The 17,309-nt window shown below is 59.1% G+C and carries 8 protein-coding genes, 2 rRNA genes and 1 pseudogene; 5 read left to right on the top strand and 6 right to left on the bottom strand.

All coding sequences use genetic code 11. The features are described 5' to 3' along the window. From rrf (BFP89_RS04910) to BFP89_RS04900, 3 genes are all read left to right on the top strand, one after another. Nucleotides 1–89, top strand: a 5S ribosomal RNA gene (gene rrf, locus BFP89_RS04910); the annotation flags it as partial. Nucleotides 90–198: 109 nt separating this feature from the next. After that, nucleotides 199–314 (top strand): 5S ribosomal RNA (gene rrf / locus BFP89_RS04905). A gap of 274 nt (nt 315–588) precedes the next feature. Further along, the gene (locus BFP89_RS04900; RefSeq protein ID WP_065884446.1) at nt 589–2,469 is read left to right on the top strand and encodes a methyl-accepting chemotaxis protein; all 1,881 of its coding nucleotides are present in this window, start codon (nt 589–591) and stop codon (nt 2,467–2,469) included. A gap of 51 nt (nt 2,470–2,520) precedes the next feature. Here BFP89_RS04900 and BFP89_RS04895 read toward each other — a convergent pair whose 3' ends face one another. The 4 genes from BFP89_RS04895 to BFP89_RS04880 form a co-directional block, all read right to left on the bottom strand. Further along, on the bottom strand, nt 2,521–5,898 hold the full coding sequence (locus BFP89_RS04895) for an amino acid adenylation domain-containing protein (RefSeq protein ID WP_065884445.1): 3,378 nt from the start codon (nt 5,896–5,898) through the stop codon (nt 2,521–2,523). After that, nucleotides 5,895–6,842, bottom strand: a complete 948-nt coding sequence (locus BFP89_RS04890; protein ID WP_065884444.1) for a diiron oxygenase — start codon at nt 6,840–6,842, stop codon at nt 5,895–5,897. The genes BFP89_RS04895 and BFP89_RS04890 overlap by 4 nt, the downstream gene beginning before the upstream one ends. Then, nucleotides 6,839–7,597, bottom strand: a complete 759-nt coding sequence (locus tag BFP89_RS04885) for a DUF3050 domain-containing protein (protein ID WP_065884443.1) — start codon at nt 7,595–7,597, stop codon at nt 6,839–6,841. Before BFP89_RS04885 ends, BFP89_RS04890 begins: the two co-directional genes overlap by 4 nt. 374 nt (nt 7,598–7,971) lie before the next feature. Beyond that, entirely contained in the window at nt 7,972–8,682 is a 711-nt protein-coding gene (locus BFP89_RS04880; RefSeq protein ID WP_065884442.1) for a GntR family transcriptional regulator, read from the bottom strand. Nucleotides 8,683–8,934: 252 nt separating this feature from the next. Between BFP89_RS04880 and lapG the strand changes: the two genes are divergently transcribed. Both lapG and lapD read left to right on the top strand, forming a co-directional pair. Next, the gene (lapG, locus tag BFP89_RS04875; protein WP_065884441.1) at nt 8,935–9,627 is read left to right on the top strand and encodes a cysteine protease LapG; all 693 of its coding nucleotides are present in this window, start codon (nt 8,935–8,937) and stop codon (nt 9,625–9,627) included. A gap of 14 nt (nt 9,628–9,641) precedes the next feature. Further along, on the top strand, nt 9,642–11,588 hold the full coding sequence (lapD, locus tag BFP89_RS04870; RefSeq protein ID WP_065884440.1) for a cyclic di-GMP receptor LapD: 1,947 nt from the start codon (nt 9,642–9,644) through the stop codon (nt 11,586–11,588). Between the two features lie 127 nt (nt 11,589–11,715). Here lapD and BFP89_RS04865 read toward each other — a convergent pair whose 3' ends face one another. Further along, the gene (locus BFP89_RS04865; protein ID WP_065884439.1) at nt 11,716–12,054 is read right to left on the bottom strand and encodes a tryptophan synthase subunit beta; all 339 of its coding nucleotides are present in this window, start codon (nt 12,052–12,054) and stop codon (nt 11,716–11,718) included. A gap of 149 nt (nt 12,055–12,203) precedes the next feature. Next, nucleotides 12,204–17,309: pseudogene (locus tag BFP89_RS04860) on the bottom strand (LapA family giant adhesin); the annotation flags it as partial.

Genomic DNA, 17,309 nt, shown 5'->3' with positions numbered 1-17,309 from the left:
CCTGATCCCATCCCGAACTCAGCAGTGAAACGATGCATCGCCGATGGTAGTGTGGGGTTTCCCCATGTGAGAGTAGGTCATCGTCAAGATTAAACTCCAGAACCCCTGTTTGCTAACGCAAACAGGGGTTTTGTTTATGTAGAAGCTCATGAATTTCACCGGTACGTTGCCAATGCAACGGCCTGGTACACAGAATTTCTTGACGACCATAGAGCATTGGAACCACCTGATCCCATCCCGAACTCAGCAGTGAAACGATGCATCGCCGATGGTAGTGTGGGGTTTCCCCATGTGAGAGTAGGTCATCGTCAAGATTGAATTCCGGAACCCCTGTCTGCTAACGCAGACAGGGGTTTTGTCGTTTAAGGCCGCCAAAGGCTGATAATCGACTGCGTCTCTACCGCCTGTCGGCGCCTTGCTCTAAAAGAGGAAGATTCACACAAAATTCTAAGATTTATCGTTTTCTGGCCGAAAGCCTGACGAGCCATGCGTGCACCGAAATAGAGCGGTCGCAGAGTCCGCCTATCGCGTTACATGGAATGTTCCACTCGGCACGCTCACCCCCCTTTGGCAAAAGAAGTCGATGAAATGAATCTTAAGTTCAGTCATAAAATTCTGTTGGCGGCGTCAGGCGTCGTGGTTCTGGCCTTCGCGCTGTTCACGCTCTATAACGATTACCTGCAGCGCAACACGATCAGGCAAAACCTGGCGTCCTCCATCCAGCAGTCCGGCGAGCTTACCGCCAGCAGCGTGCAGAACTGGCTCAGCGGCCGCATTCTGGTTCTGGAGAACCTGGCACAAAACGTTGCTCATCAAGGGAGTGGCGCCGATTTGCCGGGTTTGGTCGATCAACCGGCGTTCACCTCCAACTTCCAGTTTACCTACGTGGGTCAAACCAACGGTGTGTTCACCCAGCGTCCCGATGCGAAGATGCCCGAAGGCTATGACCCGCGTCAGCGCCCTTGGTACAAGCAAGCCGTAGCGGCAGACAAACCGATGCTTACCCCGCCTTACATGGCGGCTGTGGGTGGCCAGATCGTGACGATCGCCATGCCGGTGAAGAAGAACGGAGAGTTGTTGGGCGTCGTGGGTGGAGACTTGAGCCTGCAAACCTTGGTGAAGATCATCAACTCGGTGGATTTCGGCGGTATTGGTCATGCGTTCCTGGTCAGTGGTGATGGCCAAGTCATCGTCAGTCCTGACCAGGACCAGGTGATGAAAAACCTCAAGGATATCTATCCAGGCACCCAGGTGCGCATCGAGAAGGTTAACCAGGAGGTTGTCCTCAATGGACAGGACCGCATTCTCTCGTTTACGCCAATCAGCGGTTTGCCGGGGGCTGACTGGTACATCGGTCTGTCTATCGACAAAGACAAAGCCTATGCCGCACTGGGTAAATTTCGCACCTCAGCATTGATAGCAATGCTTATCGCCGTGGTGGCGATTGCCGTGCTGCTGAGTCTGTTGATTCAGGTATTGTTGCGCCCGCTGACCACCATGGGCGTCGCGATGAAGGATATTGCCCAGGGCGAAGGTGACCTGACCCGGCGCCTCGACGTTACGAGCAAAGACGAGTTCGGCGAAGTCGGCAGCGCATTCAATCAGTTTGTAGAGCGTATCCACGCCTCGATTTCCGAAGTGTCCTCGGCGACACGCCAGGTGCATGACTTGTCCCAGCGCGTGATGGCATCGTCCAACGCGTCGATCATCGGCTCCGACGAGCAGAGTGCACGTACCAACAGCGTGGCTGCGGCGATCAACGAGCTGGGCGCCGCCACCCAGGAAATCGCACGTAACGCCGCTGATGCCTCGCAGCATGCCAGCGGCGCCAGTGAGCAAGCTGACGATGGACGCAAGGTCGTCGAGCAAACCATCCAGGCGATGTCGGAACTGTCGCAGAAAATCAGCCTGTCCTGCACTCAGATCGAGACCCTTAACGCCAGTACCGACAACATTGGTCACATCCTTGATGTGATCAAGGGCATCTCCCAGCAGACCAACTTGCTCGCGCTGAACGCGGCCATCGAAGCCGCCCGTGCCGGCGAAGCCGGGCGTGGGTTTGCCGTGGTGGCTGACGAGGTGCGTAACCTGGCTCACCGTACCCAGGAGTCGGCTGAAGAGATTCACAAGATGATCACTTCCCTGCAAGTGGGTTCGCGTGAAGCCGTGACCACCATGAACGCCAGCCAGGTTTCCAGCGAAGAAAGCGTTGAAGTGGCTAACCAGGCGGGTGAGCGTCTGGTCAGCGTGACACAGCGGATCGTTGAGATCGACGGCATGAACCAATCGGTCGCCGCAGCGACCGAGGAGCAAACGGCGGTGGTGGAAACCCTCAATGTCGACATCAACCAGATCAACCTGCTGAACCAGCAAGGCGTGGTCAATCTCAACGAGACGCTCAAGGACTGCGATGCGCTGTCCCAGCAGGCCAGTCGATTGAAGCAATTGGTCGATAGCTTCAAAATCTGATCCTGCCGGCAGTCGGAGCGAGGCCTCCCGTTCCGACTGCCCTGGTGCCGCTCAGAGAAAGCCGATGGCTTTCAGATAGTCACAGCCTTTGCGTAACAGCACGGGGCTCTTTGGCGGATAGTGTGCGCCCATTTGCTCCAACCCCCATTGGGCGTTGCTGTAATGGATCATCGAAGTGTCGCCGATGTCCTCACCCACCCCATCAAGGTAGAAGCCCAGTACGCCGAACAACGCATTGTCATGGCCAACTGTTCGCAACGCCCGTTGCCACTGTTGAAGGCTTGTCCGTTCGAAAATGTGTCCGGCCTGGCTGAACGCATCAAGGTACTGGTCCCAGCTCAGCGGTTGTGGATTGTGCAGATTGAACACGTTTCGCCCCGCGACAAAACGCCGGCAGTGAAACGCAATGAAGCGTGCCAGGAAGTCCACCGGCATCAGGTCGAAATTCCCTTCCATTCGAGGGACCCTACCCAATTGCAGCGACCCCTTGAGCATCAACATCAAGCGATTTCTATCGGGTTGGCAGACGCCGTTCCGACTGTTGAAACTGATGTTGCCCGGTCGATGAATATTCACCCAGGCCCCTTGCTCCACTGCCCGCCCCAGCAATCGCTCGGCCACCCATTTCGAGAGGTTGTAGCCATTTTTGACATAGAGCGGTAACGCGCCGCTGGCGGGCGCTTCAAGCACATACCGCTCAGTGTCGAGGGTACTGCAGGCCGACAGCGTCGAAATGAAATTGAAGACCTTCTTACAGTAGGTCTCGCAAAGGCGCAGGCATTCAAACACCGGCTCGACGTTGTCCCCGGCGAGTGCTGTGTAGTCCATCACATGGTTGACCTGCGCTGCGTTGTGCACAAGCACGCCATGATGACGGGCGAGGTGCTCGAATGCCTCACAGGATAGGCCCAGGCGCGGCTGGCGCAGGTCCGCGGCGTACACCTGCACTCGGCGCAGGTCCAATTGTTCCAGGCGATATTCGCGCAGCGCCTGGGTGAATCGGTCCGCCGCCGACTGGCCGGGGAGCGCTCGCACCAGGCACGCGACTTCTTGCGCTCCACCCGCCAGCAATGCCTGGACGATATGCACGCCGACGAAGCTGTTGGCTCCCGTGACAATCACTTTGCGTGGGTCTCCGGCGCGGGTCTCGGGCAGCACCTCAAGCTTCAGGGCTCGGGATGCATCGCTTTCCATCTGGCTGAAAGAAGTATCCGGCAGCGCTTCGCCCTCCAGCTGTAAGGCAAGCGTACGAATCGTCGGCGCTTCAAAAAACTGGCTCAGGGAAAAGCTGCGGCCAAATTGCTCGCGCAAGCGCAGCAGCAAGGTGGACAACAGAATCGAATGACCACCCAGGCTGAAAAAGCTGTCGTCGATCGATACTTCGCCGGCAGACAACCCCAGCAACTCCCCCCACAACTGCACCAACTGCGCCTGGACTGGCGTGTGGGTGCTGCGACGAGTGATTTTCTCGGTGCGGGTACCCGGCACCTCCCGCAACGCCGTGCGATCGATCTTGCCGTTGCTTGAAGATGGCAGGCTCGGCAGCTCGCTCCAGGCGACCGGTTGCATATGCTCGGGCAACCACTGTCGGGCATGATCCTTCAGCCTGGCCAGGGTGGCACCGGGTTCGGGCTGGGCAGCGAAGCCAATGATTCTGCAGGCCTGATCAATTACCACGGCGACTTGGCGAAACAACCGACTGCTGCGCAGGCACTGCTCGATTTCCTGAGGCTCGACTCGAAAGCCGCGAATCTTGACCTGATCATCCCGTCGACCGCCCAACTCGATACCATCCGGCGTCCATTTCGCCAGATCGCCGCTACGGTAAGCCTGCAGCCATTGTCCATCAGGCAGCGTCAGCTTGACGAACGGCGATTCAGCGTGCGGCAGATCGTTCATGTAACCCTGGCTGACGCCCGGGCCTGCGATGTACAGATCGCCCATCACTTGCTCATCCACCGGTTGCAAGTGGTCGTCGAGGATCAGGACCTGGCTGTTGGCAATGGGCAAACCGATGTTGCGATTGCTGTCACCGAGCCGAAATGTTCGATGGGTTGCCAGTACTGTGGCTTCGGTAGGGCCATAGAAATTGTGCAACTGGCATTGGCCTGCCAGTCGCTCGATCACGTAGGGTTCGCAAAAATCGCCGCCGGTGAGCAGGTGGCAGAGGCCCAGAGGCTGGTCCAGTGGCAGGATGCTGAGTAACGCCGGTGGTAAAAAAGCGTGAGTGACACGTTGCAGGCGAATCAACTCGACCAATTGCTGAGGATCCTGACGCTGCTCTGCGCTGGGGACAATCAGCTCTGCGCCCGCCATCAAGGCGGGGAAAATATCGATCAGCGAGGAATCAAAACTCAGCGGTGAAAATTGCAGGACGCGACTCTCCTCATCCAGCGCCACACAGGTACTGAGCCAGGCGGTGAAATGCGCCAGATTATGTTGGCTGAGCAGCACACCCTTGGGCTGCCCGGTGGTGCCGGAGGTGAACAGTGCCATGCACGGCGCATTGGCATGGGGACGATGGCGCATCAGCGGTTGAGCAGGGGCGATGTCGCGCGGGACGAGCGCACTCACGTCAAGTGACACGAAATGATCTCGCAGCGGGTGCAGGCCATTTTCCAGCAGCACGCAGGCATTTGCGCTTATCAACATGCGGTGCTGACGTTTTACCGGGTGATCCGGGGCCAGTGGCACATACACCGCGCCGCAACCCAGAACGGCCAGAATGCTCGCGTAGAGCTCGGTAGATTTTTCCAGGCACACACCCACCACCGATGGGGTCTCTTTGCTCTCCAGCAGGGGCAGCAGGCGTTGCTGAATCGCCATGGCTTTTTCCTGCAGTTGGCGATACGTCACCACGCGACCCGCAATATTCAGCGCTGTGCGATTGGCGAAGGCGCCAAGGCTGGCCTGCAGGCGTTCGATCATGGGCACCTGTGCCGCGCGAAGCAGCGCGGTATCTGCCGTACGATTGAATCGATGCATGAACGCCAGCGCCTCCAGCCCTTGCAAACCCTGTTCAGGCGGTGCGTCGGAGTGGGTCATTGGGCAGAAAAAGCCTGGATCCCTTGAGAATCCGCTGACCAATGACGCTGCCCACTCCACCAAGGCGTGCGCCGCCCGACGCCGCAGCTGCTGGCCGTTGCCGCTGGGCTCCTGGGCAACATCGTGTACGGCCACCAGGCGCCGCTCGCGGTCGTAGCAGCGAAACTGCAGCCTGGGCAGCCGATGTTCGGACGGGGGGCCGATAACCAGGCGCAGGCTCATCCAGGCCGCGTCTGTGGACAGGGCTGACGGTGGCTGACTACCGTCCTCGATCACAAGGTCGACCGACTCGCCCCCAACGGCATGCCCGTATTGTTCCAGTACGTGCCTGAGGGCTTCCAGCGCGTCAACGGTAACGCCCCATTCAATCGTCAGGCGCCTCATGCCAGCCTCCCCGGCGCGGGCAAGTAGTCGTCCAGGGCGCGTGCCACGCTGCAGGTGTGCAGCAGGCCGCTGTGATGCAGGAAGCTCATGATGTTGCCAACCAGCGGGTGCTGGCGGGTGATGGGAAAGTCCAGCGCCACGATTTCATCCTGCAGCGCCGAACGAACATCGACACTGATGTCCAGGTGTTCGATCAACTGCAGGTCGAAGCCTTTCTGCAGGTCGTTGGTCAGGTAATGGCTCAGGAACGTCGGTAGCACAGCCGCAATACTGTCCCGATCCTGCGCGCTTGCCGACTGCCAATAGATGCGTACCAACTGTGTCCAGAACTGTGCGTGGCGCCCTTCGTCAAACAGATGGTCGGCCATCAGCCCGCGCACCGACGCCTTGACACTGTCGTCCTTGGAAAAGGCCGCCACGTCATGGGTGACGGTGTTTTCGGCGATGGCCACGACGATCAACTCCACCGCATCGCGCAAGTGCTCCGGTGCCTGCGCCTGCGCTGCCGGCAGGGCACGGCTGAGTTCGATCTGCCCGGGCAGGTCGAGCGGCTGGATACCGGTCAGCTCGACGGCTTGCTGCAGGAAGTCCAGTGCTACCAATGCGTGGTAATCCTCATCCACCACGACGGTCATCGCGTCGTAGCGGCAGGCGAGGGGCAGCGGCAGCGAGAAGCGATTCTTGGCAATACTTCGGGCAGTCTTATCGACAATCTCGGTTTCGAAAATCACGATGTCATGGATGAATCGATAAAAGCTTTGCGCCAGCACGAAGTCACGCCATTGCGGGCAGTGGTCGAGGAAGGTTGCAGTCAGCACCAGGGGTTGGCGGCACAGGGGATAGATCAGCCTGTCGTCGTCTTCCATGATGCGGCGCGGACGCGTACGGATAGTTGCCCGACGTTCCCAGTCTTCGGCGAAGGAGCGGTAGTCGATGGGGCTCATGGGTGTACCTCAGGCATCGAGGCCCGTACGTCATCCCAGAACGCAATGCGACTTTCCAGGGCATCAAGGGCGGCACTGTGGGCTTGTTGCCGGCGAGTCGGATCTGCGTCGATCAAATGCTGGAGCACCTGTTCTGCCGCCGGGCCATGCTCCTGGCTGTCCAGCTCGATGTGGCGGTTGAGGTAGTAACACAAGGTGGGTGCCTGACGAGCAATGAAGGGGCTGCTGCTCAGGAGGCGCTCGAACATTGAGGCTATAACGCCTTCACGTCCGTGCAGGAAGGCCGCCGCTACGCAGTGGGTGGGGGCGCTGAGTGCCAGTTGCCATGTGCTGTCGACAAAGCGCGGCACTCCAGAGGGCGCTCCGACCCTTTGCAGCGCCGCGCCGACCTCAACACCCTGGTGTTGAAGATCAATGAAATGTGCGATGGCGCGGGTGTCGGCGCCGACCTCCACCATGGCATCCAGGTACAGCTCAAAGTGGCTGCAATGGCCCCGCGTCGGGTGCTCATCCGACTCCTCACCCAGCACGATTTCATTGATCAGGCGTGCGGCCTGTGGATTGACGGGCGGAAGCCAGGGGATCTGGGTACAAGTAAGATCTTGTTGCAGGCGTTTGGTCAGGGTCATGAAGTCCCAAACCGCAAACACATGGCTCTCCATAAAGTGTTGCAGTTTGCCAAGTGAAGTTATTTCTGGAAATAACGGGTGGTTGCACAGTTGCAGTTTTTTTTGTTCAAGAAAATGATGGTGCATGGTTGACGCCTATAAAGTTGTTGCGACTGCTCTAGTTGCAGTGATGGAGTGTTGTAGTTGTTAGATAAAAGATTAACGTTAAAGTGTGCCCACGCCACTAGTGCGGGCTCACTATGCGGCCTGCTGATTGATAGGTTTATTGGGTTGGCGAGCGATAGTAAGCTGATTAAACGTCTGGATGAACTTGTTAATGTATTAGATGTTTTTTCGAAAAAAGCTTCCGAGAGAAATGGTTATTTTAAGTGTGAGAGATTTCTTTATTTAACGCCGATAGTTAAAGCTTGCGAGGTGTTTACGGCGTTACCGGCGCGGGACGCTTCCGGACAGGGAAAGGTGCCGCGCGGTGTAGAGGCTGGAAGAGCGCTGCGCACGCCTTATAACGTGCCTTCTTGATCCGCAGTGCCCAGGCCATTGAGGTATGTATTGATGACCTCCATGCCTCGCATCAAGTGATTACGCAATGTCAGGATGCTTTCGTCGATTTTTTTCTGCACCACCAGGCTGAGCAGTTCGCGGTGGTCCTCTTGTGACGTCTCGCCCAGCCCCATTGCCTCGAGGTTGAAGCGCAGAAACCGCTCTTCCTCATTCAGCCCATGTTCCACCAGTTTGAGCAGGCGATGGTTTGGCGCCTTGCCGTACAAGACCATGTGAAACAAGCGATTGAGGCGGCCGATCTCGCTGTAGTCTTTCTCACGCTCCAGCGCATTGATACAGGCCTCTGCCTCCGCGATATCAGCCTCGGTGAGCAATGGGATCGACAAGCGCAAAGCCTCGGACTCCAACAGCATGCGCAGGGCATAGGTCTCTGCCGAATTGTCCTCAATCAACGGGGCGACCACTGCCCCCTTGTGCGTCACCACATGCAGCAGGGATTGGGCTTCCAACTGGCGTAATGCTTCGCGCACCGGCATGCGGCTGACGCCGAACAGGCTGGCGAGCTCTTGCTGGCGCATAGCGGTGCCACAGGGCAACCGTCCATCGAGAATGGCGTTGCGCAACGTTTCTTCAATAACGGCGCGGGCAAGATGAGCGGGAATAGGCCCGCTGACCTTGATGCTGCTTAAAGGGTTCGGCTTCGGCGTCACGGTTACGCTGGCCTCCTTTGTTGAATAATAGAGTGTGTTTATTGGATCCAATGAACATTAGGGATGGCCCGAGCACTTGTCAAACCACCAGAGTTTCCGTTTGTAAGGGCTTACAGCGGGTATTTTGTGCGTCTCACATAATGGGGTTACAAAGTCGCTCCACCGAGCGATGATCTCACTATGCCATTGTTTTTTCCGGGACGAAGCTTCACCATCTGCTGAAATTCCGTCTCTCTTCATGGACTGAACGCCTTGGCGGTAAGTTTTATTCCCTATCGAGTTCTTTGCTGGCTGTTATCAGCGATCTTATTGGCCGGCCTGATGCTTGGCGCGCTGCATGCCGATTGGGATTTCTCGCAGATCAGCCGCAAGGCCAGCGCCCTGTACGGGCCATTGGGCGAAGGCCAGCCGCGTATTGATGCCTGGCAGCGGCTGTTGGCCAGTCAAAAGCAGGTCAGCGAACAAGAACAGCTCAAGGTCGTTAACTTGTTTTTCAACAAACAAATGACCTACGTCGAAGACATCGATCTCTGGCACGCGGTCGATTATTGGGAGACACCCATCGAAGCCCTCTGGAAGGGCGCCGGTGACTGTGAAGACTACGCGATCGCCAAGTATTTCAGTTTGCGTCACCTGGGTGTGTCCAGCGACAAATTGCGCATTACCTACGTCAAGGCCTTGCGTCAGAATCGCGCGCACATGGTCTTGACCTACTATTCCACCCCCGACGCGATCCCGCTGGTGCTCGACAGCCTGATGGACGACATCCTGCCGGCTACCCGCCGTACCGATTTGATCCCGGTGTATTCATTCAACGCCGAGGGCCTGTACCTGCCCGGCGCCAAGGGCAACAAGAAGGTCGGCGATACCAAACGCTTGTCGCGCTGGCAGGATGTGTTGAGAAAAATGCGTGCGGAAGGCTTTCCAGCCGAGCCTGACAACTAGGAGTAACTGATCGGATGTCTTTGTTCAAACAGCTGTTGATCGCAATCTGTCTGTTCCTGGTGGTCGCCTTCAGCGGCAGCTTCATGGTCAGCCTGGAAAGTTCGCGCACGCAATACGTCAACCAGTTGCGCTCCCATGCGCAGGATGCCGCGACGGCGCTGGCACTGTCGCTCACCCCCAACATCGATGACCCGGCCATGGTGGAGCTGCTGGTCAGCTCGATCTTCGACAGTGGTTACTACGCCAGTATCCGCGTGGTGGACCTGGCCACGGACAAAACCATCGTTGAGCGCAGCGGCATTCCAGACAACAACGGCGTGCCCGCCTGGTTCGTTAAATTGATCGGCCTGGAGCCGGCCGGTGGCGATGCGCTGGTGAGCCGCGGTTGGGAGCAGGCGGCGCGCGTCGAGGTGGTCAGCCATCCAATGTTCGCCCTGGCCAAGCTCTGGCAGAGTGCCCTGGGCAGCCTCGGCTGGTTGCTGCTGTGCGGTGCGGTCAGCGTGGTGCTTGGCGGGTTGTTGCTGCGCCGCCAATTGAAACCGTTGGACTACATGGTCAAACAGTCCCATGCGATCGCCCGTCGAGAATTCCTCAGCCTGCCCGACCTGCCGCGCACGCCGGAACTGCGCCGGGTGGTGCAGGCGATGAACCAGATGGTGGAAAAGCTCAAGGCACTGTTCCAGGAGCAGGCCGAGCGCAGCGAAAAGCTGCGCACCGAATCCTACCAGGACAACCTCACCGGTCTGGCCAACCGACGTTATTTCGAGATGCAGCTCAACGCCCGCGTCAGCAATCCCGAAGAAACCAACTCCGGCTACCTGCTGGTGTTGCGCGTCAAGGACCTCGCCGGCTTGAACCAGCGCCTGGGGGGCCAGCGTACCGACCAGTTGCTGCGAGCGGTCGGTGAACAGCTGCTGCGCCAGTGCGAACCGTACCCGGAAACCCACAACCTCGTAACCCGTATCCGTGGCGGCGAGTTCGCCGTGCTGGCGCCCGGGCTGACGCGTGAAGAAGCGCTGCAATTGGCGCAGAACCTGGAAAGTACGTTGCTCAGCCTGCAGGCCACCGGCGCCAGCGACGTCGCGCCCGTGGCCTATATCGGCCTGGCACCGTTCAATCATGGCGATGCGCCGCAGGCACTGCTGACCCTCGCCGATCAAGCCCTGGCGCAGGCCGAAGGGCAGGGTGACAGCACTTGGGTATGCCTCGATCACAGTGCCGCCGCCCGCGTCGGTGACGATCATCATGCCTGGCACACACTGTTGGACCAGGCGCTGACGCAGCAGCGTTTCGAGCTGTATTTCCAGCCGGTCGTCGCCAGCCAGGACCCGCAGTTGGTGCTGCACTACAAAGTGCTGTCGCGCTTGCAGGACGTTGATGGCCATACCCTGCCCGCCGGGCGTTTCCTGCCATGGCTTGAGCGTTTCGGCTGGTCGGCGCGCCTGGACCGCTTGATGCTGGAGCAGGTGCTTAAACAGATGACAGGCCACAGCCATAACCTGGCGCTGAACCTCTCTGCCGCGACCTTGCAGGACCCAGAGTCCCTGCAGCGCATTTATGACCTGCTGCGTCAGCACAGCAACCTGGGCTCGCGCCTCACCCTGGAAATCGGTGAAGAGCAATTGCCGGAGCAGCCTGTGCTGGAACAGATGACCCAGCGCCTGCGCGAATTGGGCTTCTCCCTGAGCCTTCAGCGTTTCGGTGGGCGATTCAGCATGATCGGCAACCTGGCGCGCCTGGGCCTGGCGTACCTGAAAATCGACGGCAGCTACATCCGCGCCATCGACCAGGAAAGCGACAAGCGCCTGTTTATCGAAGCCATCCAGCGCGCGGCCCACAGTATCGACCTGCCATTGATTGCCGAGCGTGTGGAGACCGAGGGTGAGCTGAAGGTGATTCGCGAGATGGGGATTTTTGGTGTGCAGGGCCAGCTGTTCGGCGAGCCGGCGCCCTGGAAATAACGCAGAACACATGTGGGGGGGGGGCTTGCCCCCGATAGCGGTGTATCAGTCGCCTAAGTATCGCCTGGTCTACTGCTATCGGGGGCAAGCCCCCTCCCACATTTTAGAGTCGGCGCAACTTCAGGGCTCAGATAAGCCCTTTCTCGTCATCATTGATCAACTGACTCAACCCACCCAACGCTTCCCGCGCCTGGTTACGGTCCATCAGTTTGGCCTGGGCTGCGGGCGGCAGGTCCGTCACGCTGATAACGCCCTTGCGGGTGAGCACCTGGATCAAGTCGTCCAGCACCCGGATCATCTCCAGGTCACTCTGCTTGAGTTGAGCCAGGCTGGTTTCCACCACTTCGTTGGCGTACCAGGCCTGGATCTCATGGTGATCGGCCGGCAGTGTGTCGGTGGATTCGGCAAAGGCGGCGGCCTCTACGCGACTCAACGCGCCCTGTGCATCACGTTGCACGTAAAACATAAGAACCCCTCGAAGATGAGCCACACACCTTGAGCCCCTAGGCTGGCCGTGTGTTGATAAACGCGAGTATGCGATGCAACCGGCCGCCAGGGCCAGCAACGTATCGCCCGGATAAATCGGCCGCCTCGAGGGCGGCCGATTTACCAAGCTTAGGCGGTGTGATCGATCTTGATGGTCGGATCTGCACCGCTGATCAGCGAGTTGATGCTGGTATGAGACCAATCGTTGCCTTCCAGCTTGATGGTCACATCCGCATTGGCCACGCCGCCAGCGGTGTTGAGCTTGCCTTCGCTGCTCACTTGCAGGGTCGACACGCCTTCTACCGTGGTGATCTTGAGGTAGTTGTCGATGGTGCTGTCCGTCTCGCCTTTGAGCAGGTCGCGCAGGTCAATCCGATCACCTTCCGACGCCTTGAAGTCCTTGATCACGTCATTGCCGATGTCACCGGCCTTCCACATGAAGGTGTCGGCACCCGAACCGCCGACCAGGATGTCGTTGCCCAGGCCACCGATCAACGTGTCGTTGCCGGTGCCGCCCAAGAGGATGTCATTGCCCTTGCCGCCGTCCAGCACGTCGTTGCCGCCCTGGCCGAACAGGATGTCATCGCCGCCGCCGCCGATCAGCGTGTCATTGCCGTCCTTGGCGCCGGATACGTCGAAGTCCGCGTAATGCTCGGTGACGTACTGATGCACGTTCGAGGTGGTGACCGACGAGACGGCCATACCGGTTTTCTGTGCCACAAAGGCCTGCAGCGCGTTGTAACCCTCACCGGTCACGCCGCTGAAGCTCACCAGGTCGCCAAACAGAATGTCGTTGCCGTCGCCACCGCTGACGGTGTCCGCGCCTGGCAGCGTTGCTTCGGTGTGGCCGAGGATGGCGTTGGCCAAGTCCTTCGGATCGATGTTGCTTTGCGGCTTGCCATCACTGTCGTACGGCTTCAAATCATTGAGGCTGACCTCGTTGTTGATGCCGATCGCTTCCACTTGCGACAGGCCTTTGAGCAGCAAGAAACCGCTGTTGGCGTTATCGCTGGTTGCCGTGTCAGTACCGCTGCCGCTGCCGTTGCGGTACGAGACCTCGAATGTGCCGTCGCCCTGGGCATGCACGGTGCCCCACACGCCGTTGTCGTACCAGCCGCCGTTGCGGGTTTGCACCCACTGGTGTACCTGGCCGTCACTGTCGATCAATTGCAGGCTGGTGCCATTCACATTGATGCTGAACGTGTTACCCAACACATAATTGTTGGCATTGACGTAGTCGTCCAGGCGTCCATCGGTAGTACTGCTCTTGTAGAAGTCGACCACCATCGGGTTGGTCTGTTCGCCGCTCTGGTAGTACGTCGGTTGGCCGTCGGTGATGAAGTAGGTGAGGTTGGTGGCACCGGTGTTGCCAGTGGCCAGGCCGCTCTGGAAGAAGTTGGCCGTGGTCTTGAATACGTCTTCGTAGTTCGTGCCGCCACCTGAGGACATTGAGTCCAGCACCGCCTTCAAGAGCGTCAACGCATTTGGATCATTGAGGTTGATCGCAATGGATTTGTTCACCTGAGTGTCGAAATCCGCAAGGAAGATGTTCACGGTTCCTGAGGTGTTGGCACCCAGGCTGTCTTTGAGCGAGTTGAACACCGTGGTCAGCGACGACTTCGCCGCGTTGATCGACGCTGTGCTCATGCTGCCGGAGCTGTCCACCATGAAGGCAATGTTGTAGTTCTTGCCCTGCACCACGTTCAGGCCACCGATATCGGCCACAACAATGTCGTTGCCATCGGTGCCGATGATCGAGTCGCTGCCCGAGCTGCCGGTGACCGAACTGTAGATGGCGGGGTACACGGTGACGGGCAATTGCGCGGTGGTGCTCGCCGACCCACCGATGCTTTCGGTAGACGTCGAGGTCACGGTGAGGTTGAACTGGCCGCTGTAATAGGTCGGCGGCTTGATGGTCAGGGAGCCCAAGTCCCAGCCGTTGACGTTGACTTCGCCCACGGTCTTGGTCGCGGTAAAGGTGTGTCCCGCTGCGTCGGTGAGCACCGAGCCTGCCGGTATGCCACCGATCTTCACGGCCAGGGTTTCCGAACCGTCGGTATCGGTCAGCGCGCTGGTGATCTTGGACAGTTTGACGCTGCCGTTTTCCAGGCCTTCGTTGAGCTTGTAGCCCACGTAGTAACCGTCACCGTTGCTGCCATGCAGGTCGGACACAGTCACGCCGGCGTTGGTCAGGTCGGTGATACCGGTGTACAGCGGCACGGTGCCGGTGCTCAGGTTCTGCACCGTCCCGCCGTTGATCGACAGGTTGACGTCGAAGCTGCCAGGTCCCGCCTGGTTGGCCTGGTAGATCTCAAGGCTGTAATAGCCGCTGGCCGTTGGCGTGAACGTGCCGCTGAACTTGCCGCTGTTGGTGCCCCACAGGCCGCTGGCCACTTCCTTGCCGCCGACGTTGATCACCAGGCTGTCATCGGCGACGCCGCTGAAGGTGTAGTTCTTGCCGGCCTCCATGTACATCAGGCCGGAGATTTTGGCACCCGAGCCGGCATTGACGTTTTCGGTGGACTCAACGTTGGTTATGACCGCGCTGCTGTTGGGCGTGCCGGCGCCATCAATGGCTTTTTTCAGTACGTCCGGTGCGGCGCCATTACCGTTGGTGCCAAGGCCCGAGATGCTGCTCCAGCTCTGCTTGATCAGGCCGGTCGAGGTGACGTTATTGTCAGCCACACTCAGGGTCGGTGCATCGGCCACCGGGGTGATATCGACTTTCACCGTGGCGCTGCTGCCCAGGTCCTTGCCGTCGGTAGGCTGGAACTTGAACTGTGCGTAATCGGCCTGCCTGTTACCGATGCCGGTGCCGCCATAACCGTCCGCGCCGGACTCGTTGGCGTTGGGCATAAAGCGCAACTGACCGCCATCGACCTGTGCTTTGGTAAAGGTCTGGCCGCTGGTCACGTTGGTCCAGGTGATGCCGTCGGCCGCCAGGTATTGCAGCTTGCCGGCCACCGGCAGGTCGGTGATCTTCACGCCGAGGCTGGCTTGTGGCGAGTCCACGTCGGTCACGCCGAAGCTGGCCCAGGTCAGCGCGAGCGCAGTGTCTTCGGTACCGGTCACGGCCCCGCCCGTTGCTACAGGCGCATCGTTGACCGCCACCACGTTGACGGTGGTGGTGGCGACGTTGGAGTAGTTGCCGCCGTCGGTCACCGTCACGGTAATGGTGCGCGGCGTGGTGCTTGGGTCGTGGCTGTTGTTGGTGAACGTGATGTTCTGGATGCGTTGCATGTAGTCAGCCAGCGTCGCGCTGCCCGACAACGTCAGGGTGATGGCGCCCGTCTGGTTATTGGTGCTGACGCTGATGCCATTGACGTTGTTGCCCAGGTTCAAGCTATCACCGGCTTGCGCGTTGGTCAGGGTGACCGTTGCACCGGTCAGCATTGTGCTGTCCGGGTCGGTGATCCTGATATCGGTGTCGGCAATCGACACACCCTGCCCGGCGGTGCCTTCGGTGAAGGTGGTCTTGTAATCGTTGCCGCTGGCGCCGCTGGAATTGTTGGCGTCCAGGTCGATGACCGGTGGCGCATCGTTGTCGAGGATATCGGTACTGACGGTACCCTTGTCGATCACCAGGTTCTCGAAATTGCCACCGGTGGTCTTGTCGATGGTGATGACGATTTTTTCCGTCGGCTCGGTGATTTTGTCGTCCAGCGTGCGGATATCAAACGGCACGCTGCTGGCGCCGGCCGGAATCTTCACGGTGTACACGCCGTTGAAATCCGAGCCGTCGGTGGCCGTGCCGCTGTACTTGAGCGTGACGGTCAGATCGGTTTGCGCCGGGTTGCTCAAGTTCAGCGTGTAATGCGCGGTGCCGCCTTCAGTCACCGATGCGTCGCCGCTGAGGCTAAGGGTGGTGTTGGTGACCACATCCGTGACTTTGGTGACGACGGTGCTGCCATCAACCATCAAGTGCTCATATTTGTCGCCGCCGCTGACGACGCCGCTGATTTTGGTCGTGACGTCATTGGCGCCCACATACGCATCGTTAGGCGCGGTAGCCGTGGTGAAATTGCTCGACTTGCCGTTGCCGATGGTAATGGTCGAGCCATTATCCAGCTTCACCACCAGGTCGGAACCGAGGTTGGTGACTGCCGCGCCGTTCTTGTCGACCAGCGACGCGGTGTAGACAATCTGCCCGCCCTCGCTGACCGAGCCCGTGGCTTTGAGCACCACCGTCACATCGTCGATGGTGTCGTTGATCGTGGTAGTCGCGCCACCCGGAGTAACGGTCACACCCTCGAAATTGCCACCGGTTGTGCCGGTGATCTTGACGGTCTGAGTGCTCTTGTCGATAAACACGTCATCGCTTGGTGCCGCAACCGTCACCGTGCCCACGGTCGCACCCTGCTTGATGGTGATGCTGGAACCGTTGTCCAACTGCACCACCATGTCGCTGCCGGCCTTGTTGCTCAAAGTCGCGGTGTAGGTGATCTGGCCACCTTCGTTGACGGCGCTTGGCGCGCTCAGCGTGACACTGGTCAGATCGGTGCTGCCAGGGGTGTCGGTCACGGTGGTATTGACCGCTGTAGTGCCTGGCACCAGGTTCTCGAAGTGCTCGCCACCGGTCACGGTTTTGATGGCGGTCGTGACGGTTTGATCGCCTTTGTAGACGTCATTCGGTGCCACGGCGGTGACCGTACCGCTGGATTGGTTCACACCGATGGTGATGGTTTTGCCGTTATCCAGGGTGACGGTCAACGGGTTGGTGATGTTGGTCACCAGCGCGCCGTTTTTATCCACAAGGCTGGCGGTGTAAACGATATTGCCGCCTTCGCCGACGGTAGTTGTGGCGCTCAGAACTACATCGACTTTGTCGATGGTGTCGTTGATTGCAGTGGTTGCGCCGTTGCCAGCAACTTCCAACTTCTCAAAGTTGCCGCCCGTTGCGTCGGTAATCTTGACCGTTTGAGTGCTCTTATCGATGAACACGTCATCGCTTGGCGCAGGGATGGTCACAGTGCCGACGGTATCGCCTGCCTTGATGATAATCGACGAACCGTTATCCAGTTTCAGAGTGACGTCGCTGCCCGCTTTATTGGAAAGCGTGGCCGTGTAAGTGATCTGGCCACCTTCGTTGACGGCGGTTGGCGCGGTCAGCGTAACGGTAGTGGTATCAGCGGTGCTTGGGGTATCGGTGACAGTGGTGTTAACCGCTGTGGTACCTGGCACCAGGTTCTCAAAGTGCTCGCCACCGGTGACAGTCTTGATTGCAGTGGTGACGGT

Source organism: Pseudomonas sp. 31 R 17 (genome assembly GCF_900004915.1).
Taxonomy (GTDB): Bacteria; Pseudomonadota; Gammaproteobacteria; order Pseudomonadales; family Pseudomonadaceae; genus Aquipseudomonas; species Aquipseudomonas orientalis_A.
Note: the sequence above shows the minus strand (reverse complement) of the source record. Positions and strands in the feature narration are given on the sequence as shown.